The organism is Ruegeria sp. D3 (assembly GCF_056534465.1).
This window is the reverse complement of record NZ_JBQFPK010000010.1, coordinates 35,417-55,616: the sequence shown is the minus strand read 5'-3', so window position 1 is coordinate 55,616 and position 20,200 is coordinate 35,417. Positions and strand designations below refer to the sequence as shown.

General features: G+C 58.3%; 21 protein-coding genes. 15 read left to right on the top strand and 6 right to left on the bottom strand.

Annotated elements, in window-relative coordinates; genetic code table 11:
* Nucleotides 1–30: 30 nt before the first annotated feature.
* Nucleotides 31–1,470, bottom strand: coding sequence for an aldehyde dehydrogenase family protein (locus ACR0DX_RS15250; RefSeq protein ID WP_170355985.1), 1,440 nt, complete (start codon nucleotides 1,468–1,470; stop codon nucleotides 31–33).
* A gap of 208 nt (nucleotides 1,471–1,678) precedes the next feature.
* Here ACR0DX_RS15250 and ACR0DX_RS15245 point away from each other — a divergent pair, with 208 nt between their 5' ends.
* On the top strand, nucleotides 1,679–2,329 hold the full coding sequence (locus tag ACR0DX_RS15245) for a peroxiredoxin (protein WP_170355987.1): 651 nt from the start codon (nucleotides 1,679–1,681) through the stop codon (nucleotides 2,327–2,329).
* Between the two features lie 44 nt (nucleotides 2,330–2,373).
* Here the strand turns inward: ACR0DX_RS15245 and ACR0DX_RS15240 are convergent, their stop codons facing one another.
* The 3 genes from ACR0DX_RS15240 to ACR0DX_RS15230 form a co-directional block, all read right to left on the bottom strand.
* On the bottom strand, nucleotides 2,374–3,096 hold the full coding sequence (locus tag ACR0DX_RS15240) for a glycosyltransferase family 25 protein (protein WP_170355989.1): 723 nt from the start codon (nucleotides 3,094–3,096) through the stop codon (nucleotides 2,374–2,376).
* Nucleotides 3,097–3,165: 69 nt separating this feature from the next.
* Entirely contained in the window at nucleotides 3,166–3,855 is a 690-nt protein-coding gene (locus tag ACR0DX_RS15235) for an outer membrane beta-barrel protein (protein ID WP_170355991.1), read from the bottom strand.
* A gap of 133 nt (nucleotides 3,856–3,988) precedes the next feature.
* Nucleotides 3,989–4,474, bottom strand: coding sequence for a PACE efflux transporter (locus ACR0DX_RS15230; protein WP_170355993.1), 486 nt, complete (start codon nucleotides 4,472–4,474; stop codon nucleotides 3,989–3,991).
* 256 nt (nucleotides 4,475–4,730) lie between these two features.
* Here ACR0DX_RS15230 and ACR0DX_RS15225 point away from each other — a divergent pair, with 256 nt between their 5' ends.
* Nucleotides 4,731–5,366, top strand: a complete 636-nt coding sequence (locus ACR0DX_RS15225) for a DUF1326 domain-containing protein (protein ID WP_170355995.1) — start codon at nucleotides 4,731–4,733, stop codon at nucleotides 5,364–5,366.
* Between the two features lie 40 nt (nucleotides 5,367–5,406).
* Here ACR0DX_RS15225 and ACR0DX_RS15220 read toward each other — a convergent pair whose 3' ends face one another.
* Together ACR0DX_RS15220 and ACR0DX_RS15215 are read right to left on the bottom strand one after the other, a co-directional pair.
* The gene (locus ACR0DX_RS15220; RefSeq protein WP_480846611.1) at nucleotides 5,407–6,288 is read right to left on the bottom strand and encodes an amidohydrolase family protein; all 882 of its coding nucleotides are present in this window, start codon (nucleotides 6,286–6,288) and stop codon (nucleotides 5,407–5,409) included.
* On the bottom strand, nucleotides 6,285–7,298 hold the full coding sequence (locus tag ACR0DX_RS15215; protein ID WP_170356055.1) for an ester cyclase: 1,014 nt from the start codon (nucleotides 7,296–7,298) through the stop codon (nucleotides 6,285–6,287). Before ACR0DX_RS15215 ends, ACR0DX_RS15220 begins: the two co-directional genes overlap by 4 nt.
* Nucleotides 7,299–7,450: 152 nt before the next feature.
* Here ACR0DX_RS15215 and ACR0DX_RS15210 point away from each other — a divergent pair, with 152 nt between their 5' ends.
* The 13 genes from ACR0DX_RS15210 to ACR0DX_RS15150 all read left to right on the top strand — a co-directional run bounded on the left by ACR0DX_RS15210 (nucleotide 7,451) and on the right by ACR0DX_RS15150 (nucleotide 20,200).
* Complete coding sequence (locus ACR0DX_RS15210) at nucleotides 7,451–8,497, top strand: ABC transporter ATP-binding protein (protein ID WP_353392822.1); 1,047 nt, start codon at nucleotides 7,451–7,453, stop codon at nucleotides 8,495–8,497.
* A 75-nt stretch (nucleotides 8,498–8,572) separates the two neighbouring features.
* A complete protein-coding gene (locus ACR0DX_RS15205; protein WP_170356000.1) occupies nucleotides 8,573–9,784 on the top strand; it encodes an ABC transporter substrate-binding protein in 1,212 nt (403 codons plus the stop codon).
* A gap of 112 nt (nucleotides 9,785–9,896) precedes the next feature.
* Nucleotides 9,897–10,874, top strand: a complete 978-nt coding sequence (locus tag ACR0DX_RS15200; RefSeq protein WP_480846608.1) for a carbohydrate ABC transporter permease — start codon at nucleotides 9,897–9,899, stop codon at nucleotides 10,872–10,874.
* Nucleotide 10,875: 1 nt separating this feature from the next.
* Nucleotides 10,876–12,030 (top strand): carbohydrate ABC transporter permease, encoded by a 1,155-nt coding sequence (locus ACR0DX_RS15195; protein WP_170356004.1) that lies wholly within the window; start codon nucleotides 10,876–10,878, stop codon nucleotides 12,028–12,030.
* A 4-nt stretch (nucleotides 12,031–12,034) separates the two neighbouring features.
* The gene (locus tag ACR0DX_RS15190) at nucleotides 12,035–12,565 is read left to right on the top strand and encodes an ester cyclase (protein WP_170356006.1); all 531 of its coding nucleotides are present in this window, start codon (nucleotides 12,035–12,037) and stop codon (nucleotides 12,563–12,565) included.
* A gap of 11 nt (nucleotides 12,566–12,576) precedes the next feature.
* The gene (gene hisD, locus ACR0DX_RS15185; RefSeq protein ID WP_170356007.1) at nucleotides 12,577–13,908 is read left to right on the top strand and encodes a histidinol dehydrogenase; all 1,332 of its coding nucleotides are present in this window, start codon (nucleotides 12,577–12,579) and stop codon (nucleotides 13,906–13,908) included.
* The gene (locus ACR0DX_RS15180) at nucleotides 13,905–14,957 is read left to right on the top strand and encodes an ester cyclase (protein WP_170356008.1); all 1,053 of its coding nucleotides are present in this window, start codon (nucleotides 13,905–13,907) and stop codon (nucleotides 14,955–14,957) included. Before hisD ends, ACR0DX_RS15180 begins: the two co-directional genes overlap by 4 nt.
* Entirely contained in the window at nucleotides 14,957–15,721 is a 765-nt protein-coding gene (locus ACR0DX_RS15175; RefSeq protein ID WP_170356009.1) for an SDR family oxidoreductase, read from the top strand. The genes ACR0DX_RS15180 and ACR0DX_RS15175 overlap by 1 nt, the downstream gene beginning before the upstream one ends.
* Nucleotides 15,721–16,476: a hypothetical protein gene (locus tag ACR0DX_RS15170; RefSeq protein WP_170356010.1), complete on the top strand. Its 756-nt coding sequence runs from the start codon at nucleotides 15,721–15,723 to the stop codon at nucleotides 16,474–16,476. Before ACR0DX_RS15175 ends, ACR0DX_RS15170 begins: the two co-directional genes overlap by 1 nt.
* Nucleotides 16,469–17,512, top strand: coding sequence for a LacI family DNA-binding transcriptional regulator (locus ACR0DX_RS15165; RefSeq protein WP_170356011.1), 1,044 nt, complete (start codon nucleotides 16,469–16,471; stop codon nucleotides 17,510–17,512). The genes ACR0DX_RS15170 and ACR0DX_RS15165 overlap by 8 nt, the downstream gene beginning before the upstream one ends.
* Entirely contained in the window at nucleotides 17,509–18,498 is a 990-nt protein-coding gene (locus ACR0DX_RS15160) for a nuclear transport factor 2 family protein (RefSeq protein WP_480846604.1), read from the top strand. The genes ACR0DX_RS15165 and ACR0DX_RS15160 overlap by 4 nt, the downstream gene beginning before the upstream one ends.
* A gap of 143 nt (nucleotides 18,499–18,641) precedes the next feature.
* The gene (locus ACR0DX_RS15155; RefSeq protein ID WP_170356013.1) at nucleotides 18,642–19,601 is read left to right on the top strand and encodes a cupin domain-containing protein; all 960 of its coding nucleotides are present in this window, start codon (nucleotides 18,642–18,644) and stop codon (nucleotides 19,599–19,601) included.
* The gene (locus ACR0DX_RS15150) at nucleotides 19,598–20,200 is read left to right on the top strand and encodes a class I SAM-dependent methyltransferase (RefSeq protein ID WP_170356014.1); all 603 of its coding nucleotides are present in this window, start codon (nucleotides 19,598–19,600) and stop codon (nucleotides 20,198–20,200) included. Before ACR0DX_RS15155 ends, ACR0DX_RS15150 begins: the two co-directional genes overlap by 4 nt.

Below are 20,200 nucleotides of genomic sequence, written 5' to 3'. Positions count from 1 at the left end.
GGTGCCTCACCACTGGATCACTAGGTATGCTTACTCGGTAGCCCAGCCGCCGACGGCTTTGACCTCAAGGAAATCTTCAAGCCCCCAAACACCGCCTTCACGCCCGTTGCCTGATTGCTTCATCCCACCAAACGGAGACCCAGCACTGCGCGACTGGCCGTTCATCTCAACCATACCGGATCGCAGCACGCGGGCCATGCGGTTGGCGCGGTCACCGTCCTGTGTCTGGACATAGTTGGTCAGGCCATAAGGCGTGTCATTGGCAATCTCGACGGCCTCGTCTTCGGTGTCGAAGGGGATCATGGTCAGGACCGGGCCAAAGATTTCCTCGCGCGCGATGGTCATCTGGTTGGTGGCGTCGGCAAAGACGGTGGGGCGCACGTAGTAGCCCTTGTTCAGACCCTCGGGCCGTCCGGTGCCACCAGCGACCAAACGAGCGCCTTCGTCGATGCCCTTCTGGATCAGGTCTTGTATCTTAGTCCACTGCAGTTCGTTCACCACGGGGCCGATATGGCGACCTTCTTCCAGCGCGGGACCGACGGCGACTTTGGCGGCCACCTCGGCTGCGGTTTCGACCGCTTGGTCATAGATCGGGCGCTGAACCAACATACGGCTTGGCGCATTACAACTTTGGCCGGTGTTGTTCATCATGTGCAAAACGCCACGTTTGACCGCTTTTTCATCGGCGTCCGCAAAGACAACGTTTGCGCCTTTGCCGCCCAGTTCCAGATGCACTTTCTTCAGTGTGTCTGCTGCATTTTTAGAAATCGCAGTTCCCGCGCGGGTCGAACCTGTAAAGCTGATCATATCCACGTCCGGGTGCGCCGACAGCTGATACCCCACACCCACACCATCACCGTTCACCAAATTGAACACGCCTGCAGGAAAGCCTGCCGCGTCCATCATCTCGGCGAAGATCATCGCGTTCAGGGGGCTTTGCTCGGACGGCTTCAGCACCATCGTACAGCCTGCAATCGCCGCTGCGCCAACTTTCAGGGTAATCTGGTTCATCGGCCAGTTCCATGGTGTGATCAATGCGGCAACACCCACCGCCTCGTAGATGATCCGGTCATTGGGTGCATGATCGCTCAGCGGGCGTTCAAATTGGAATGCCTTGGCGGCGCGGATAAAGTTCTTAAGATGGTAAACCCCTGCGCCTGATTGCTGCGTACGGGCCATGTCGATTGGCGCGCCCATTTCCATAGACATCGCCTGCGCAAGGTCTTCTGAACGTGATGCGTAGACCTCGATCAGTTTCTCGACCAGAGCGATGCGGTCTTCTACCGGGGTTCCCATCCAGCCCGGCAGGGCCGCCTTCGCCGAAGCTACAGCAGCGTCGGTATCCGGTTGTGATCCAAGGGAAATGACCGCACAGGGCTCTTCGGTCGAGGGGTTGATGACTTCGAAATCATTGGTCGCTGCAGGACTTATCCATTCGCCATTGATGTAGAAGTTACGCTTTTCGATCATGCTGCAACCCTTTCGTAGTTGACCCGACCGGTTGGTCGGTTTTTCGCCGCAACCTTGTCACCATGGTAGACGACGGGCAAGGGACAATTCCGTGTGGGCTTCAAATCGAAATGCGTGAATTTAAACTCGATCCGGAAACAGCAGTTTAACTTATGGGCAAATTGATTAAGTTCTCATCAGGCTTACCAGTATCAGAAGGAGAGGCCCCATGGGTTTGCGTATCAATGACACCGTCCCCAATTTCACCGCAGAAACGGATCAGGGCACCATTCAGTTTCATGACTGGATTGGCGATAGCTGGGCGATTCTGTTCTCGCACCCAAAGGATTTTACCCCTGTCTGCACCACCGAGTTTTCCGCCGTTGCGCAGTTGAATGACGAATGGGCGGCGCGTAACACCAAGGTTCTTGGCGTCTCGGTCGATGGCGTAGAGGACCACAAGAAGTGGAAAAAGGACATCGAGGCTTACGGAAACGCCAATCCCGGTTTCCCGATCATCGCCGATGACGGGCTTGCGGTTTCAAAAGCCTTCGACATGCTGCCCGCCGAAGCATATTTGCCCGACGGCCGTACCCCTGCAGACAGCGCCACGGTGCGCTCTGTCTTTATCATTGGCCCCGACAAGCAGTTGAAGCTGTCGATGACCTATCCGATGACAGTGGGCCGCAACTTTGCGGAAATCCTGCGTGCGCTGGACGGTCTGCAAATGAGCAGCAAGGGCGTTGCAACACCGGCCAACTGGGTACCGGGCGAGGACGTGATCATCCCGCCTGCAGTTTCCAACGAAGAAGCCAAAGAGAAATTCGGCGAGTTCGAAACGATCTTTCCCTATCTGCGCAAAACCAAAGCGCCAAGCTAATACACAGAGCGGGGCGTAAAGCCCTGCTTTTTTAACTGCGCGTGTCAGGCGTTAACCCGCTGAGGGTGCTGCATCAGTTTTGCCCTGTAAGCCGCGCGTTTGAACTCGCGTGTCAGCTTGTCGCTGACCGGGGGTCGGAACTGAATAGTCGAGCCGCCGATCTCGCCCGCGACTTCCTGATTGCCGCTGCCTTGCAAAGAATGGATCGGTTGTCCGGTAAGCCAATGCATCTGCAGGAAAGTATCTATCGGGCGGTCGATTCGATTTGTCACCGCAAGCAAACGTTCCGCAGCCCGACGCCCGACCAGTTGGCAGACGCATTGCAAGCCAATGACTTTGGGCAAAATAAGCCTCAAATCCTTTCGTCTTGCCAGCACCTCCGCAGCGGTTTCACGCTGTTTGACAGGGATACGTATGTAGTGATCCGGAGTGGCAATCGGCTTGATCAGCTCAAGGGCCTGCTTCATGCGTTCTGGGTCGATGCGCAGGTCGTCTTCGGTGGTGATGGCCAGATCAATCTTTTCATCGACCATTTTTTGCCAAATTCGCCGATGGCTTTGAAACACTCCGATCTCGGCCGGGCGCAATTTAAACGGGTATTCGGGGCGGTAAAGATTACCCGGAAATAGTTGGACATCGTTTATTTGTTGCGGATCGCGACCATCCACAGCTTCGATTAACTCGCCATTTGGCAGATCCTGGCACAGCTTTGCAGCGTTCTTCTGCCGGGCGGTGCTGGAGGACATATGAATGATAAATGAACGCATGCCCCCGTGCATAGAGCACAGGAACACGCGGGGGAAGAGAAACCGGAGAGAAACTCTTCCCCTATGCTATCAGAACTGCTGGCGGAAACCGAAATTTACGCTAAACGCGTCGATATCGTCTTCGACAGTTCCGGTCAGCGCTCCGTTCGGGGCCAGACGATCAGACGAAACGTCAAAGGCGCGCGAATAGCGGGTATCCAGCGTCAGAGAGGTGTTGGCGCTGACGTCATAAGATACACCTGCGATGATCTGGGCTGCAAAGGTCGTGTCGCTGTCGTCCAGTTCGACACCCGGACCATAGGCGAAATCCAGGTCGGTATAGGTCGCACCCAGGCCCAGGCCTACGTAAGGGGTGAAGGCCCCGGCCTGCTTGAAGTCGACCAGAACGTTCGCAAACAAAGAAGTCTGGGTCACATCGCCCGAAACATTGCCTTCGGCGGCCGGGCCGTTTCCGGAAAAGTTCACGCCGTCCACATCGTTGTCACGATAAGACAGTTCCAGTTCGATCCGGGTACCAATGGTGTCGTTGCTCCATTGCGGGATCTCTTTGCCGACGGCCACACCCAGGCCGAAACCACCGTCGAAATCGGTGTCGACGTTTTCTGGGCCGCCATTGACGGTGCCGCTGAAGTCGCTGTCCTGCAGTTGGCTGTAACCAGCGAAGCCCTGAATATACAGGCCGTCTGCCAGACTCTGTGCCGACAATGCCGATGCGCTGATCGTCAGTGCCGCCGAGGCGAGGAGAATACGCTTAACCATGTCCATGTCCTTTGTTCCAAATGGTTATGAGCGCACATGTGGGCGAACGCTTCGGCAAAAGGAAGGCATGGAGGCTTCACTTCGATTCACAGGTATTTGGGGCTGTGTGAGCGAATACTCGCAACCCGTGTTGTCATACGTTTTGCGGGGCTGACAATTCCACCGGTTGCATAGCTGCAATCTGAATTGCCCGCACAGGTTGAACGGGCCGCAGTCGGTCATAAACGATGTGAAATACATAGGTATAGACGGAGTATGTGATCGTCAGACCGAGGTTAAAGGCCAGCGCGGTTTTTAACGAATGCCCTCCGACATACATCATCAACGGGCACGTGATGATCACTGCTGTGACCTCGTGCAGCACGGCATGAATAATTCGCACCCGATGCGGCCGGGCGCAGGCCAAACGGCAGGTTTGGTTCCTTTCCAGCAGGTCGAACAGGGTGTTGAAGATAGGCGACCATATCAGAATGACGATGGACAGCAGTGTGATCAACGCAAATCCATGCGCCATAGAAGATCCCGCGATATGGGCGTAAACCGGTGAGACAAAGGCAATGCCTATAAGCTCAAAACTGCCTGTTTGAATGACACGCTCTTTGAACGTCCTCAGTGTCATGACCCATCCCTTCACACACGTGATGACCTTGCTAATTCGGTCTTTTGTCCGAACCTGTCTTTTAGGTCGGCGGGAAATTGTTCCCCTGGGGTAAACTTTCATGCTGATAGCTCGTTGACTGTGAACTTGGACACAGACCTTTGCGGCGTTCCAGATGATTGGCACCTTGGTTCGGAGTTCTGGGCTAAATGTGCTAGGGTACCGGCGTAGGGGCAGATGAAGACAGGTATCGGGCATTCATTTCAGGAGGGTCACGATGGCATTTACAGATTGGTACGTTGAGGGCGCGGCATTCGGGAACTGCAATTGCGGTTACGCCTGTCCCTGCCAGTTCGAAGAACTACCCACCCATGGGAATTGCCGAGGGTTTGAAGTGCTCGAGGTGTCCAAAGGGCATTTCGGCGAGATCGACCTGACGGGCACCAAGGCGGCACTGATCTATGCCTGGCCCGGCCCGATTTTCGAGGGCGGAGGGGAAATGCAGGTGATCATTGATCCGGGTGCGACAGACGCGCAGCGGAATGCACTGGAAAAGGTATTCCACGGAGAAGAAACCGACGAAATGGCCACCCATTGGTTCGTGTTCCGTGCCATGTGCAAAACCGTGCATGATACCCTGTATCTGCCGATAGACTTTGATATCGACATTGAAGGGCGCAAGGCCAATGTCACAGTAGGCGACGTGTTGCGATCAACCGGACGCCCGATTCAGGCCCCGCATGGTGGCGGAGAGCACCGGGTGCGCATTGATATTCCCGGTGGGATCGAATTCACTATCGCCGAGATCGGCAGCGCCTCGACCACGGCGAATGCTGCGATCACGCTGGACCTCAAGGATAGCTTTGGCCAGTGGCATGTGTTGAAACACGGGCCGTCGGGGGTCGCCCACTAGGGGCGTTCTGACCGTTTCCGCCCCCTGTTTCACTGAGCCGTTAACGTGCTGCTTCAATGCGGTAAAAGCGTTTCGCCGTGTTTTGAAAGACATCGGTATGACTGGCAACCGGGACGATGGCCTCATGCCGGGATACGGTATCCTGATATGTCGCGCTTAGGCTGTCGACCGGGAAATTCGACCCGAACATGCAGCGGTCAGATCCAAATTGGGACAGGCAGGTCTTTATGATGGGCGAAACGCTGTTGGCGCTCCAGCTGTGATCAAACATCCCCAAACCGGACAGCTTGCAATAAACCTGCGGCAAACAGGACAACGACATCAAGGCATCGGACCACTGGCGCAAGCCTTCATCCGTTCGATCATGCGGTGATCCGGCATGGCACAATGCCACCTGCGTCTCGGGGGATTGGGCAAGAACGGCAGCGGTTTGTTGCATCAGCTCGGGCAGAAGTTGCAGGTCAAAGGACAGGTCACGCGCCCCCAATTGTTGAAGGCCGGATAGGAATTTGGGGTCCTCAAGCAGTGCATTGGTGCCGGTGACTGCGTCCTCGCCAGGCGCGCGGCCTATGAGCTGTCGAACACCGCGCAGGGACGGCAAGGTTTGAAGACGATCGAGTTGTTCACTCAGATCATCAGCCGTCAGATCGCAGAAGGCCACCTGTACCAGAGGCCAGTCCGGAAACTGGTCGGCCACGGATTGAACCCAACGCGCTTCGACCCACGGGTCTGATGCTCCTACCTGGATATGTACTGACGCGCCAAAGCCTTGTGCTTCGGTATCCGCGCGGAACTCTGGCAGCAGATAATCCCGTTGGATGGACGCGGGGTCACCGAAAAATCGAACAACACCTTTTTCGGCCAGCCACGGATATGTCACAGCGGACAGGTCCCAAAGGTGGTGATGCGCATCTATCTTCATGGCGTTTCTATCCCTGTGCTGCGTTCCAGAATGTCGACGCCTTGCCCTTTCCAGAAATGCAGCAGGTCAATGAAAATCCAGTTCTCAGCCAATTTGTCACCATCACGGCGATAAATATCGATCACCCGAAATTCGCCGGTCTGGCCGGTGGCCGGCATCCCCATGAAACCGCCGGTTGGAATGGCCGTAAAGTTAGGCCAGCCAAAAAAGCCGCCGTAATGTCCCTCGGCCAGTCGGCAAATATGATTGGTCTTGGAGCGGTTCGTGAAAGCAGCGCGGAACGGGCCGGAGTGCTGCTTGGCATAGCGTTCGATCGTATAGGTCGCGCCGATACCTTCGGGGCCCCACCACAGCATATCGTCGTGCCAGCTTTGGGCCAGTTCATCCTCAAGCGACAGCTCGCTGTTCCATTGGCCCAGATCTGCAATCATCGCATTGATCACGGCCAGAGTTTTCTGCCCCTCTTCGATGGGCTGTTCTGTTATCAGCAGCCCGTCATGCGTTCTTGGACCTGGCTGCACCACATGCATTGCGGTCTGCGGTGGGAAAGGGTTCTGCCCGGCCTGCACCATCAGATGCGGAATGTCGAAATACATAGCTGTTTCGACAATCTGCCCCTCGGCGATCCGATAAAAGGCACAATATCGCAGGAAAGTCAGCTTGCCTGTCGGGCGGATGCCCAACCACGGGTGGTCAAACAACCCCATAAGATGCCCCATTGAGACGACCCAGATATCGGCCTCGTCCCGCAATGAGTTCTGTCCGGCAAACAGAATGTCCTCGCGTATTTGAAGATGGGCTAAACTGCGTTTGAGCGGCTGCCAGAATCGGTCCCCGATTTGCGCGGGACCGCTAAGCTGATTGAATGGATGAAAGCCACGCCACAGCATATCTGGTGCGCAAAATTGGCCCAGAACCTGGGCAATTTGATGCTCGCCTGCGCCTTCCAACTTCTTGTGAAAGGCAATGACTAATTTTTTTGCTTTCTGAAAGTGTTCGGAATTTACCATGTTTCTCAGCGTTTTATCAGGTTCATCCGCCAGGGATGAGACGGGTTTCAGCTTCATTTTTGCATACGTATGCAAAAAAGTCTTGCCCGATTTGATACATGCGAATTACAGTTTTGCAAACGTATGCAAAGCGAATCCTTGTTGGGGGCACCATGGCGGAAATCAAATTGCGCAACGTCGGCAAACGCTGGGGTACCTTCGTGGGGGTCCACAATTTTGACCTGACGATCGCAGATCGCGAGTTTCTGGTGCTGTTAGGCCCGTCGGGCTGCGGCAAGACCACCACGATGCGCATGATCGCCGGGCTTGAGGATGTGACCGAGGGCGAGATTCTGATCGACGGCAAGGTCGTCAACGATCTGGAGCCCAAGGACCGTGATGTTGCGATGGTGTTCCAAAGCTATGCGCTTTATCCCAACATGAACGTCTATGAAAACATCCGCTTTCCTCTGAAGGTGCGCGGCATCGACCCAGCGACCCATGACGACAAGGTGCGCCGTGCCAGCGCGATGGTTGAACTGGACGATTTCCTGCATCGCAAACCGGCCGAACTGTCGGGCGGTCAGCGGCAGCGTGTGGCGCTGGCCCGCGCCATTGTGCGCGAGCCCAACGTGTTTCTGATGGACGAGCCGCTGTCGAACCTCGATGCCAAGCTGCGGGTTTCGACACGCGCGCAGATCAAGAACCTCAGCCACGAACTGGCGGTGACAACGATCTATGTGACCCACGACCAGATTGAGGCGATGACACTGGCCGATCGCGTTGTGGTGATGAAACAGGGCGTGGTGCAGCAGGTCGGCAGCCCGACCGAAATCTACGACCGACCAGCGAATACCTTTGTGGCCAGCTTTATCGGCTCACCGGCCATGAACCTGATGGAGGGTGAGGTCGCGGGCGGGGTGTTCCGCGCGGAAAATGTTGAGATACCGGTGGACGCGCCGGACGGCCCCATGACGCTGGGCTTCCGGGCCGAGGATGCCAGCCTTGCCGAAGGCTCGGGCCAGATTACCGCGCCGATCTACACACTCGAATTGCTGGGCGACGCGACCATGATTTCGGTCCGGGTTGGCGGGGCTTTAGTGTCGGTCAAGGCCGATAAATCATTCCGCGCCGAGATTGGGGACAACGTCTCGTTCTCGGTGCCAACGGAAATCTGTCACCTCTTCGAAGCTGGAAGCGGTGCGCGGATCGGGGGCTAACCCCAAAAACAGCCCATACGGGCATAACAGCGGTCCGGACGTCGACGACGGACCCATCCTGACAGGGAGAAACGCATGAAACTCAAGACGATCCTAATGGCAGGCGCCATGGCCATCGCGGCAAGCGGTGCATCGGCAGCCTGTTCCTATGAAAACGAAGTGCCGCTGAAATCGCTGTCAGCGGGTTTTGAGGCCTGGAAAGCGGTGACGGACGCGATGGCCGAATGCGGCAATTTCAGCGCATCGCTGGACCAGGAATTCCGCGAAAAGCAGCCCGAGGCCTTTGCGGCCGACCCGTCACTGTATCAGATTGGCGGCGTTGCGAATGAAACCATGATCCCGCTGCTAAATGCGGGCACAATCCGTCCGCTGGACGATCTGGTTGCGAAATACGGTCAAGACCTGCTGCCCAATCAGTTGATCAAGGTAGATGGCAAGGTGATGGCGATTGCCATGATGGTGAACGCGCAGCACCTGATGTACCGCAATGACGTTCTGGCCGATCTGGGCATCGAAGAGCCCGCCACCTATGACGATGTTCTGGCGGCGGCGGCCAAGATCAAAGAGGCCGGCGTGATGGAATACCCCATCGGCGGTACGTTTAAGACGGGTTGGAACCTGGCCCAGGAATTCGTCAACATGTATATGGGCGAAGGCGGCACGTTCATCGGCGAAGGCAACATGCCCTCGATCAACAATGAAAAGGGTGTCAAAGCGCTTGAGACGATGAAGGCCATGACCGAGTTCATGGATCCGGAATATCTCGTGTCCGACTCCACCTATGTTCAGCAGCAATTCCAGCAGGGCAAGATCGCCATGGCGAACCTGTGGGCCAGCCGCGCAGCTGCCATGAATGACGAGGCCGAAAGCCAGGTGGTTGGCAAGGTCACTATGGCCTCGGCCCCGATGGGGTCCGAACGTCCCTCTACGACGATCTGGTGGGACGGCATCGTTCTCGCCTCGAACATGAGCGATGAAGAGGCCGACGCCGCCTTCCGTCTGGTCATGGAAGGTATCGATGGCGACATGGTCAGCGCCAACAATGACACCGCCGTCTGGCTGAACGCCGCCTATAAGCCCGGCGATCTGGCCGCTGGCGCTGCGGCTTCGGCGGAAAACGGTGCTGGGGCCTACCCGGCCAGCGCCGCAATGGGTGTTCTTCACAGCGCATTGGGCAATGGTCTGGCCGATTACCTGACCGGTGCCAAGGACGCGCAGACCGCGCTGGCCGATATCGAGGCGGATTACATCACCGCCGCGAAAGAGGCTGGTCTGATCAGCAACTGATCCACTCCTGGGGGGGCTTCGGCCCTCCCGCATTCCCCACCCCGAGAACCATGAGAAAGGCAGAGCCATGAATTTCCGGACATTTGCCGCCTTTGTTGGCCCCTCTGTCTTTATGATGCTTCTCTTTATCGCGTTCCCGTTGGTCAGCGTGTTCAAGCAGAGCTTTTACATCACCCAACCCGTCTATGAGACGGTCGAAGTTGAAACCTGCACCCCTGGCTTCCTGACCCAGACTTGCGTGACCGAGTTGAAATCACAGCCCAAGTTGGATGAGCATGGCGAGGTGATCACCCAGACCGAATATGTCGGCCTGCAAAGCTATCGCAATGTGCTGGAGCCTGAACGCGCGTGGCGTGCGATCACCGAGGGCAACTGGTCGGTCCTGTCCACGATCAACTTCTGGAAGGCGCTGCGGTTCACGCTGACCTTCACGCTGATCACGCTGCCTCTGGTCATCGGGTTCGGGCTGGGCATCGCGGTTCTGATCAACAACGCCGCGGGGTCGATCCGCGGGCCGGTCATCTTCATCTCGCTGTTGCCCTTCATCATCACGCCGGTGATCGGCGCACTGTCGATCAACTGGCTGTTCCGTGGGGACGGTATTCTGACGGCGTTGCTGGAATGGTGGTTGAACCGCGACATCGCCCTGTTCGCGCAGGCGTGGACGATAGAAATCCTGATGATGTTCTACCGCGTCTGGCACGTGGCCCCGTTTGCGGCCGTGGTGTTCTATGCCGGGTTGCAGACCGTCAATCAGGACAGTCTGGAAAGCGCCGTGATCGACGGAGCGACCCGCTGGCAGCGCATGAAGTACATCGTCATTCCGCATCTGATGCCGCTGATCATCTTCGTGTCGATGATCCACCTGATGGACGCCTACCGGGTGTTCGAAGAGATCGTCGGTTTCTCCAGCCAGGCTTACGTCATCTCACTGCAATGGCTGACCTTCGACTTCCTCGTGCCGGATCAGGCGGGCAACCGGTCGATCAGCCGGGCCTCGGCCAGCGCGATGCTGACCATGATCGGGATCGTCCTTCTGCTGATCCTACCGCTGCGCCGCACCTGGCGCGACCATAAAGGAGGCCACTGATATGTCCTCGCGCGCGCTTCGCCAACCTCTCAGCCTGCGGCTGACCTCCAACATCTTTCTGGCGTTCTGGTGCCTTGTCGCCGCCTTCCCGATCGTCTGGATCGCGATTATGAGCGTCAAATCCCCCGTTGACGCCTATGACAGCAACGCGCTGAACGTGATCTTTGGCCCGGCGACGCTGGCCACAGGGAACGGGTTGTCGGTTCTGGATATCATCCTTGGCATCGCAGTGATCTGGGGCGCGGCCATGGTCGTGACCAAAGTGCTACCCGCGAAGATCAAGGAATACACATCACAGGGCCAGGAATGGTTCGGTTGGGTGGTCGGAGTGCTTGTCGCCCTGATCGCCTTCCTGCTGGTGTTCTTTGTGGTCTTGCCTGCGGTTCTGAACGTGCTGAACCCGCTTTTCGGTCCCCTTGGCCGCGATGTGCTGGGCGTGACAACCGAGCATTATAAGACCGTTTGGGTCGATCGGGGCTTTTCCAACAATTTCAAAAACTCGCTGATCGTGACCGCCGGGGTTGTGACCGTATCGCTTACCGTAGGCACGCTGGCGGGTTACGGTCTGGCGCGGTCGGGCTCGACACTGGCCTTCTGGATCTTGCTTATTGCGCTGATCTTTCGCGCGTTGCCGCATTCGGTTCTGGTTGCGGGCTATCTGCCGGTCTTCATCAACTCGGCCGAATGGCTGGCGCCTATTCTGGGTGAAAATGCACCGACGCTCTATGGCAAGCCTTTCGCCGTGATCGCGGTGCTGGTTGCGATCAACCAGCCGTTCACGATCTGGATGCTGCGCTCGTTCTTCCAGAACATTCCGGCCGAATTGGACGAGGCCGCGCGGGTCGATGGCTGCAACCACTTTCAGGCTTTCCGCCGCGTGATCATGCCGGTGATGTGGCCGGGGGTGATCACGACCGGGCTGTTCAGCTTCCTGCTGGCATATAACGACTTTCTTGTGACCTCGCTGCTGCTTGATGCACAGAACCAGACGATGGTCCCCGCCATTGCGGGCATGTTCAACCGCGAGACAACGACGACCGATCAGGTGGTCGCTGTGGCCGCTGCGGTGTCGATCATCGCCCCGCTGTTCTTCCTTGTGATGATCTTCCAACGCCAAATCGTTAGTGGCCTGACCGCTGGCGCAGTAAAAGGATAAAGAAATGAAGGGTTCCCGCCCGGAACAAGCCGTTCTGACCCGTGATACGGACATGTCCAAAACGGATGAAACGCGCCGCGTGATCGAGACGATGGTGGACGGTCTAAATGACCACCGCATTGATGATATCGGCGAGTTCTTCTCGCAAGGATTCCGCTGGTTGGGCAATCAGGGCTGTGGCACCAAGACTGGCCTGAAAGAGTTTCAGGACAACTGGCAGCGCCCGTTCCAGGCCGCGTTTTCCGACAAGACCTGCGTTGATGAGGCGCGTCTTTACATGGGCGAATGGGCCGCTGCCTTTGGCCGCCAGGAGGCCACGCATTCCGGCGAGTTTCTGGGCATCGCCCCCACCGGCAAGCGGGTTGAAATCCGGTATATGGATTTTTGGAAAGTTGTCGATGGCAAGATTGTCGACAACTGGGTGAATGTGGATTTCGCCCATGTGGCTGCGCAGCTGGGGGTCGATCTGTTCAATGGCGAGGGCTGGGAAGCCTATGACCGGGGTGAGAAGACCGCCCCTCGCCCCGACAAGTAAGGATCAGGATTATGGCAATCGAGTATCTCAAACGCGGCAAATCCGACGCTGACCGGGCCGAGGATGACGCCAAGACCCGCGCCGTGGTCGAGGCCACGCTGAAAGACATCGAAACCCGGGGCGACGCCGCCGTGCGCGACCTGAGCGAGAAGTTCGACAATTACTCGCCCGCCTCGTTCCGCCTGTCGCAGGAGCAGATCGACGAGCTGATCGGCCAACTGACCGAGCGCGAGCTGGACGATATCAAATTCGCGCAGGAACAGGTCCGCAACTTTGCGCAGGCGCAGCGCGACTCGATGCTGGATATCGAGGTCGAGACCCTGCCCGGCGTCATTCTGGGTCACAAAAACATCCCCGTACAATCGGTGGGCTGCTATGTGCCCGGCGGCAAGTTCCCGATGGTGGCTTCGGCTCATATGTCGGTGGCGACAGCCAGCGTGGCGGGTGTGCCAAGGATCATCGCCTGCACACCTCCGTTTCAGGGTAAACCGAACCCGGCAGTGATCGCCGCCATGCATCTGGGCGGCGCGCACGAGATTTACGTCATGGGCGGCATTCAGGCCATCGGCGCGATGGCGCTGGGGACCGAAACCATCGACCCGGTTCACATGCTGGTCGGCCCCGGCAATGCCTTTGTGGCCGAGGCCAAGCGCCAGCTGTTCGGTCGCGTGGGCATCGACCTCTTCGCAGGTCCTACCGAGACCATGGTGATCGCAGATGAGGCTGCAGCGGATGCAGAGCTTTGCGCCACCGACCTGCTGGGTCAGGCCGAGCATGGCTATAACAGCCCCTGCGTGTTGCTGACCAATTCGCGCAAGCTGGCCGAGGATACTTTGGTCGAAGTCGACCGCCTGCTGGGTATCCTGCCCACCGCAGACACCGCGAAAGTGTCGTGGGAAGAATATGGCGAGGTGATCGTCTGCGACACCTATGACGAGATGCTGCAGGTCGCCGACGATATCGCCTCTGAGCATGTGCAGGTCATGACCGACCGCGATGACTGGTTCCTTGAGAACATGACCTGCTACGGCGCGCTGTTCCTTGGGCCGCGCACCAATGTGTCGAACGGGGACAAGGTAATTGGCACCAACCACACACTGCCCACCAAGAAGGCCGGTCGCTATACCGGCGGGCTTTGGGTGGGTAAGTACCTGAAAACGCACAGCTACCAGAAGGTTCTTACTGATGAGGCGGCGACGCTGATCGGCGAATATGGCTCGCGCCTGTGTATGCTGGAAGGCTTCGTGGGCCATGCCGAGCAATGCAACGTCCGCGTCCGCCGCTATGGCGGGATCAACGTGCCCTATGGCGAGGCGGCCCCATATCGGGACGCCGCCGAATGAGTGATATTCATACGCAGCATAAAGTCCTGATCGCGCCGGTCAGGGCGGCTATGTATGACTTTACCGAAACGGGTGTGCGGCAGGCGCTGGCCAAGGCCAGCGCCCCGGACGCCCTGTTTCGGTTGTGCCATCCGTTTGGCGACAGCACCGGCAGCGATGCCTTCTACGACACCGCCTTTAAGGGTCTGCTGGACGCATGGCCAGATTTGGAACGGCGCGACTACATCGTCATGGCCGGGCCGGATGAACACGGCGCGGATTGGGTCGGTTGCGGCGGCTATTATACCGGTTCCTTCACCGGGCCGTGGTTGGAGATTCCTCCGACCGGCCATCAGGTGACAATGCGGTTCCATGAATTCTATCGCTTCCGCGACCGCAAGATCGTCGAGATGCAGGCGCTGTGGGACATCCCCGAAGTGATGATGCAGGCCAACGCCTGGCCCATGGCCCCCAGTCTTGGGCATGAATGGCATGTGCCGGGCCCCGCGACGCAGGATGGTCTGGTGCCGGGGCCATATGATGCCGATAAAGGCCAGCAGACATGCCAGCACATCATCGACATGCTGGATCACCTCAAGAAACACCCATCAGAAGGTGGGCCAGAAGTGATGGAGATGGAAAAGTTCTGGCATCCCCGCATGAACTGGTACGGCCCCGCCGGGATCGGAACCGGGCGCGGCTATGCTGGGTTTCGCAACTGGCACCAGATTCCGTTCCTGAACGGGATGCCGGATCGCGGGAAGTATGTGGATGACATCACCTATCACTTCTTTGGCGATGGCGAATACGCCGCCGTCACCGGCTGGCCGAACATGATCCAGACGGTGACACATGACGGTTGGATGGGGATTGCGCCCTCGGGCCAGCGGATCACCATGCGCAGCCTGGATTTCTGGCGGCTCGAGAATGGCCTGATCCGCGAAAACTGGGTTCTGGTCGATCTTCTGGATGCTTATCGCCAACTGGGAGTTGACGTGTTCGCCCGTCTGCGGGAATTCAACAAAGCCCGGATTTTGGGTCGAATTGAAATGCCCGATGGAATGAGCTGATGACTGACCTGCCTCGCACCCCTTCGTTTTCGCTAAACGGTAAAACCGCGCTGGTTACCGGTGCCTCCTCGGGCATCGGTCAGGGCTGCGCCGTGGCGCTTGCCGAGGCCGGGGCGCATGTGGTCTGTGCTGCGCGCGGGGCGGATCGGCTGGCTGAGACCGTCGCCGCGCTGCAGGCGCAGGGCTGGTCGGCCGAGGCTGCGGTGGTGGATCAGGGCGACTTGCAGGCGCTGAAACAGCTGTTCGAAGGCCGTACTTATGACGTGGTCGTCAATTCCGCCGGAACCGCCCGCCACAGCCCGGCTGTCGAGACCACGCCTGAAGATTTCGACGCAGTTACCAGCGTCAATCTGCGTTCGGCCTATTTCCTGTCGTCCTATGCGGCCAAGGCGCTGCTGGCGGCGGACAGGCCGGGGTCGATCATTCATATCTCAAGCCAGATGGGCCATGTGGGCGGCGTGGACCGGGCGCTCTATTGCGCCACCAAACACGGGCTTGAGGGCATGGTCAAAGCGATGTCGATCGAATGGGGCAAACAGCGCATCCGCATCAATACGGTCTGCCCGACTTTCATCCGCACGCCACTGACACAATCCACGTTTGATAACCCCGAACGCGCCGCGTGGATCATGGACAAGATCAAGCTGGATCGCGTGGGAGAGGTCGAAGATATCATGGGTGCCGTAACCTATCTGGCCTCGGACGCTTCGGCGCTGGTGACGGGCACCTCGATGTTGATTGACGGGGGGTGGACGGCGGACTGATGCGCTATGACGACAAGGATATCAGCATTCAACGCCGTCTACGGGATGCGATCCTTGATGCTATCGTCGAAGAAGGCAAAACGATGATCTATCGACCCTCTGCCGGGATGGCGAATGAAGAACCGCATCACTTTTGGGGGCGTTTTGGCCCGATCTTGGACGAATACGGATTGAAACAGATCGACAAAGACTCTGTTCGGGATGATGCGCAGCAACGGATCGGTAAACTGAACGAACCCGATGCCGATACGGTGCATCAGCTATTTGTTCAGTTTCTGGGCGAGCGCCCCGGAAGCCAACTGCCGGACACCCGGGGTGACTTTCAAGTACCGGACAGTCTGCGTGGTGTCATGGATGCCTGTTGCGATTTGACCTTTGCGGTTCCTACGATCTCGCGCGGTTTTCGTTGGACCGAGCGGGTTGCCCCCGTCATGCGTGACGCAAAACGTTGGGACCATGAAGGTGTGTCCAAGCAGGACGAAAGCCAGGCTATGGTTTCCGAATTTCGTGCGCAACGTGAACAGCGCGGTCGTGCGTTTGTAAAAACAGCTCCGATGCATGCCATAGACGGTCTTCGGGACATAGCAAAAACCGAAGGTTCAATGGCGGCATTGCAATCCCTGAATCAATACCATGATGGCAATGCATGGTTGAGTATTCACGACCCGACCGTACCGCGCGGTATGCCGACGATGGGGCTCGATGCTGGGATGATATTGCTGGCTGCACTTTTCAGAGAGAAACCGGATGGTTGAAAAGGTCACATCCCTGCAGGTTGCGCAACTGGCCGGTGTCAGCCAGTCAGCGGTCAGCCGGGTTTTCACGCCCGGTGCATCCGTCAGCAAAAAGACCGAAGACAAAGTGCGCAAGGCGGCTGCTGAGCTGGGATACAGGCCCAATGTTCTGGCCCGCGCCATGGTGTCAGGCAAAAGCCGGATCATCGGTTTGGTGGTGGGGTATCTCGAGAATTACTTCTACCCCGAGGCGCTTGAGAAGCTCTCCAACGCGCTGCAGGAACAGGGCTATCACGTGCTAATCTTCATGGCCTCACGCTCGGCCGGGAATATTGATGACGTGATGGATGAAATACTGGACTATCAGGTCGATGGGGTCGTTCTGGCCTCGGTTCCAATGTCGTCGGATATCGCCACGCGCTGTCAGCAGGCCGGCGTTCCGGTGGTGCTGTTCAACCGCACGCAGGATCTTGACGGGATCACCACGGTGGCCTCGGACAACTATGCGGGCGGGCGCAAAGTGGCCGAGTTTCTGCTGGCCGGAGGGCATAAGCGCATTGCTTATGTTGCGGGCTGGCAGGGCGCCTCGACCCAGCGCGACCGCGAGGCGGGGTTCCGCGCGGCATTGGCTGAAGGCGGGCAGGATGTGTTCGCCCATGATGTCGGAGATTTCCATACTGAGAACGCCCGCGCCGCCGCCCGCCGGATGTTTGATGTTGTCCCCGGCAAACGGCCCGACGCGGTATTTGTGGCCAATGATCACATGGCTTTGGCGGTGATGGACGTGATCCGCTTTGAACTGGGCCTGCGCGTGCCCGAGGATGTCTCGGTCATCGGTTATGACGACGTGCCGCCCGCCGGGTGGCCCGCCTATAACCTGACGACAATCCGCCAGCGCGCCAATCTGATGGTGGCTGAAACCGTCACCGCATTGCTTGACCATATCGACACCCCGGCCACGGCCAAACCGCGGAAAGTGGCCATTGACGGGCCGCTGATCGTGCGGACCTCGGCACGGTTGCCGAAGGGGTGGGAACCACAAAGGACTGAGACATGAAGGGCTTTGATCCGAAATTCCGGGATTTCCCGGACTACATCATCGGCATCACCAAAGAAATTTGGGAGGATCGCGGCATCGCGACCCTGCACGAGTATTACGGCAAGGATATCGTCGTGCGGATGCCGGGCAGTGTCTCGACCGGCAATCAGGGTGTTATCGGCGCGACCATGGCGACGCTGGCCGAGTTCCCCGACCGTACCCTGCTGGGCGAGGATGTGATCTGGTCCGGCACGCCTGAGGATGGGATGCTGTCGAGCCACCGCATCATGTCCACTGCCACGCATTTGGGCGATGGCGCGTTCGGCAAGGCGACCGGGTCCAAGCTGCGCTATCGCATTCTGGCCGACTGCCATGCCCGCAACAATGCCATCGACGATGAATGGCTGATCCGCGACAATGGCGCGATCGTCCGGCAGATGGGGTGGGAGCCCAAGGAATTTGCCCGCGACCTGATCGCGCGTGAGGGCGGGGCCGAGGCATGCGTCAAACCTCTCACCCCGGCCAATGATCTGGACGGGCCGTACAAAGGGCGGGGCAATGACAACGAATGGGGCCAGCGCCATGCTGACCTGCTGATCCGGATGATGGGCGCGGATATGGGGGCGGTTGAACGCGACTATGATCGTGCCGTGCAAAGTGAATATCCCGGTGGGGCTACCGGCCACGGGCGCGACTCGGTGGACCGGTTCTGGATGTCTCTGCGTGCCGCGCTGCCCAATGCGACGTTTACTATTCATCACCAGATCGGTCGCCAGGATGCCAACATGCCGCCCCGCTCGGCCATTCGTTGGAGCTTGCATGGCAAACATGATGGTTGGGGGGCGTTTGGCGTGCCCACCGGGGCGGACCTGTATGTGATGGGCATCAGCCACGCCGAATGGGGCGAGTTGATCGGCGGCGATATCCGCCTGCGCCGCGAATGGACCCTGTTCGATGAAACGGCGATCTGGAAGCAGCTTATTCTGGCGACCGGAGACCTGTGATGCCAACCTGCCTCAAGCCCAGCGAACAGGCGCGGCGGTATCATTGCCACCGCTCCGCGCTGCGGGCGCGCCGGCTGAACAATCACCCTCCTGGGGCGACGGGCTAACCCCCATCGCAACACACCCCCCATTAGGAGATCACCATGAGCACCATCCAACAACGCATCGTCCGCTACGGCGAGTTGCAGCCCTGCAAAACCGCCTTTATCGACGCCCATACGCCGGGAAGCGATCAGAAAGAGAACTTTACTATCATCGGCGGCGGCGTTTCTGAAAGCCCCGATCAGCATGTCCATATCACCGACAAGATCGGCTTTAATATCGGTGCGGCAGGCCAGCCTCCGAAATGCCGCAACTCACTGCACAGCCACACCACGGCCGAGGTGTTCTTTGTTGCCAAAGGGCGCTGGCGGTTCTTCTGGGGACGCTATGGCACGGCGGGTGAGTTCATCGCCGAAGAGGGCGATATCTTCAACATTCCCACCGGTATCTTTCGCGGGTTCGAAAATGTGGGTCAGGATTACGGGATGATCATGTCCATCCTGGGCGGCGACGATGCCGGAGGCGGTGTCACTTGGGCCCCGCAAGTGATCGAGGATGCGCAGGCCCACGGCCTGATGCTGGGTGACAATGGCGTGCTGTACGACAGCAAGAAAGGGCAAGAGCTGCCCCACAACGTGCGCCCTATGCCTTTGCTGACCGAGGAAGAGCTGAAAGCCTACCCCGAGGTGCCGGTCGAGGATGTGGTCGGCAAATACGTTGCGCGGTATTGGGACTTGATGGCCCTGTCGGCCAACAAGCCGGCAGTGGTGATAGGCGAGAACGGATGGATCAAGGACAAACCCGGTTTCGAAGTCGATTTTCTGGGCCGAGGATCGTGTGTGCCAGACGCAGTCACAAGCGACAAACCCGTGGTTCTGATGCCGGCCAGTGGGCATTGGCGGATTGCTGTAGACGACCATGAGACCACATTGTCTGTGGGCGACACCGCTCTGGTTCTGCCGGGTGAATCCTATAGTGTTGTCCCATCCATGACCGGGCAGGCTGGCCTGTACCGGATTACCGCAACCAATGATCCGGCCGGAGCAACCTGGACAGGATGACCGCAGACCCGCAGGATACCCATGCTGTCTATGAGCGGCAGGCGACAGAGTATGACAAACGTCGTTCCAAAGCTCTGTTCGAAGCGCGCTGGTTGGCGCGCTTCACGGCCAGTCTTAAACCGGGTGATCACGTGTTGGATCTGGGGTGCGGAACAGGTGACCCAATCGCCCGTTGGTTCATGGCCGAAGGGTTTGACGTCACGGGCGTCGACTTTTCCAAGGCCATGCTGGCCATCGCTCGCGACCGGTGGCCAGACGGAGACTGGCTGCATTCCGATATGCGGGATTTCGATCTGGGTCGTCAGTTCGATGGTATTATCGCATGGAACAGCTTTTTTCACCTGACGGCCGCAGAGCAAAAAGCCTGTATCGCCCGCATGACGCGCCACTTGCGATCTGGTGGGATGCTGATGTTGACGGTCGGTCCGCGCGCGGGCGAGGCAAGCGGTACAGTCGGCGCAGAAACGGTCTACCATGCGTCTCTTTCGCCCGCTGGATACGCCGGGTGCCTTGAGGACAACGGGCTTCAGATGACCGGATTTCTGGCCGAGGATCCGGAAACGCAAAGCCACACAGTGTTGATGGCGCGAAAACTTTAA

Bases quoted from the DNA above. Each gene is read 5' to 3' on its own strand.
- ACR0DX_RS15250 (WP_170355985.1), bottom strand. From the start codon at position 1,470: ATGATCGAAAAGCGTAACTTCTACATCAATGGCGAATGGATAAGTCCT.
- ACR0DX_RS15245 (WP_170355987.1), top strand. From the start codon at position 1,679: ATGGGTTTGCGTATCAATGACACCGTCCCCAATTTCACCGCAGAAACG.
- ACR0DX_RS15240 (WP_170355989.1), bottom strand. From the start codon at position 3,096: ATGCGTTCATTTATCATTCATATGTCCTCCAGCACCGCCCGGCAGAAG.
- ACR0DX_RS15235 (WP_170355991.1), bottom strand. From the start codon at position 3,855: ATGGTTAAGCGTATTCTCCTCGCCTCGGCGGCACTGACGATCAGCGCA.
- ACR0DX_RS15230 (WP_170355993.1), bottom strand. From the start codon at position 4,474: ATGACACTGAGGACGTTCAAAGAGCGTGTCATTCAAACAGGCAGTTTT.
- ACR0DX_RS15225 (WP_170355995.1), top strand. From the start codon at position 4,731: ATGGCATTTACAGATTGGTACGTTGAGGGCGCGGCATTCGGGAACTGC.
- ACR0DX_RS15220 (WP_480846611.1), bottom strand. From the start codon at position 6,288: ATGAAGATAGATGCGCATCACCACCTTTGGGACCTGTCCGCTGTGACA.
- ACR0DX_RS15215 (WP_170356055.1), bottom strand. From the start codon at position 7,298: ATGGTAAATTCCGAACACTTTCAGAAAGCAAAAAAATTAGTCATTGCC.
- ACR0DX_RS15210 (WP_353392822.1), top strand. From the start codon at position 7,451: ATGGCGGAAATCAAATTGCGCAACGTCGGCAAACGCTGGGGTACCTTC.
- ACR0DX_RS15205 (WP_170356000.1), top strand. From the start codon at position 8,573: ATGAAACTCAAGACGATCCTAATGGCAGGCGCCATGGCCATCGCGGCA.
- ACR0DX_RS15200 (WP_480846608.1), top strand. From the start codon at position 9,897: ATGATGCTTCTCTTTATCGCGTTCCCGTTGGTCAGCGTGTTCAAGCAG.
- ACR0DX_RS15195 (WP_170356004.1), top strand. From the start codon at position 10,876: ATGTCCTCGCGCGCGCTTCGCCAACCTCTCAGCCTGCGGCTGACCTCC.
- ACR0DX_RS15190 (WP_170356006.1), top strand. From the start codon at position 12,035: ATGAAGGGTTCCCGCCCGGAACAAGCCGTTCTGACCCGTGATACGGAC.
- hisD (WP_170356007.1), top strand. From the start codon at position 12,577: ATGGCAATCGAGTATCTCAAACGCGGCAAATCCGACGCTGACCGGGCC.
- ACR0DX_RS15180 (WP_170356008.1), top strand. From the start codon at position 13,905: ATGAGTGATATTCATACGCAGCATAAAGTCCTGATCGCGCCGGTCAGG.
- ACR0DX_RS15175 (WP_170356009.1), top strand. From the start codon at position 14,957: ATGACTGACCTGCCTCGCACCCCTTCGTTTTCGCTAAACGGTAAAACC.
- ACR0DX_RS15170 (WP_170356010.1), top strand. From the start codon at position 15,721: ATGCGCTATGACGACAAGGATATCAGCATTCAACGCCGTCTACGGGAT.
- ACR0DX_RS15165 (WP_170356011.1), top strand. From the start codon at position 16,469: ATGGTTGAAAAGGTCACATCCCTGCAGGTTGCGCAACTGGCCGGTGTC.
- ACR0DX_RS15160 (WP_480846604.1), top strand. From the start codon at position 17,509: ATGAAGGGCTTTGATCCGAAATTCCGGGATTTCCCGGACTACATCATC.
- ACR0DX_RS15155 (WP_170356013.1), top strand. From the start codon at position 18,642: ATGAGCACCATCCAACAACGCATCGTCCGCTACGGCGAGTTGCAGCCC.
- ACR0DX_RS15150 (WP_170356014.1), top strand. From the start codon at position 19,598: ATGACCGCAGACCCGCAGGATACCCATGCTGTCTATGAGCGGCAGGCG.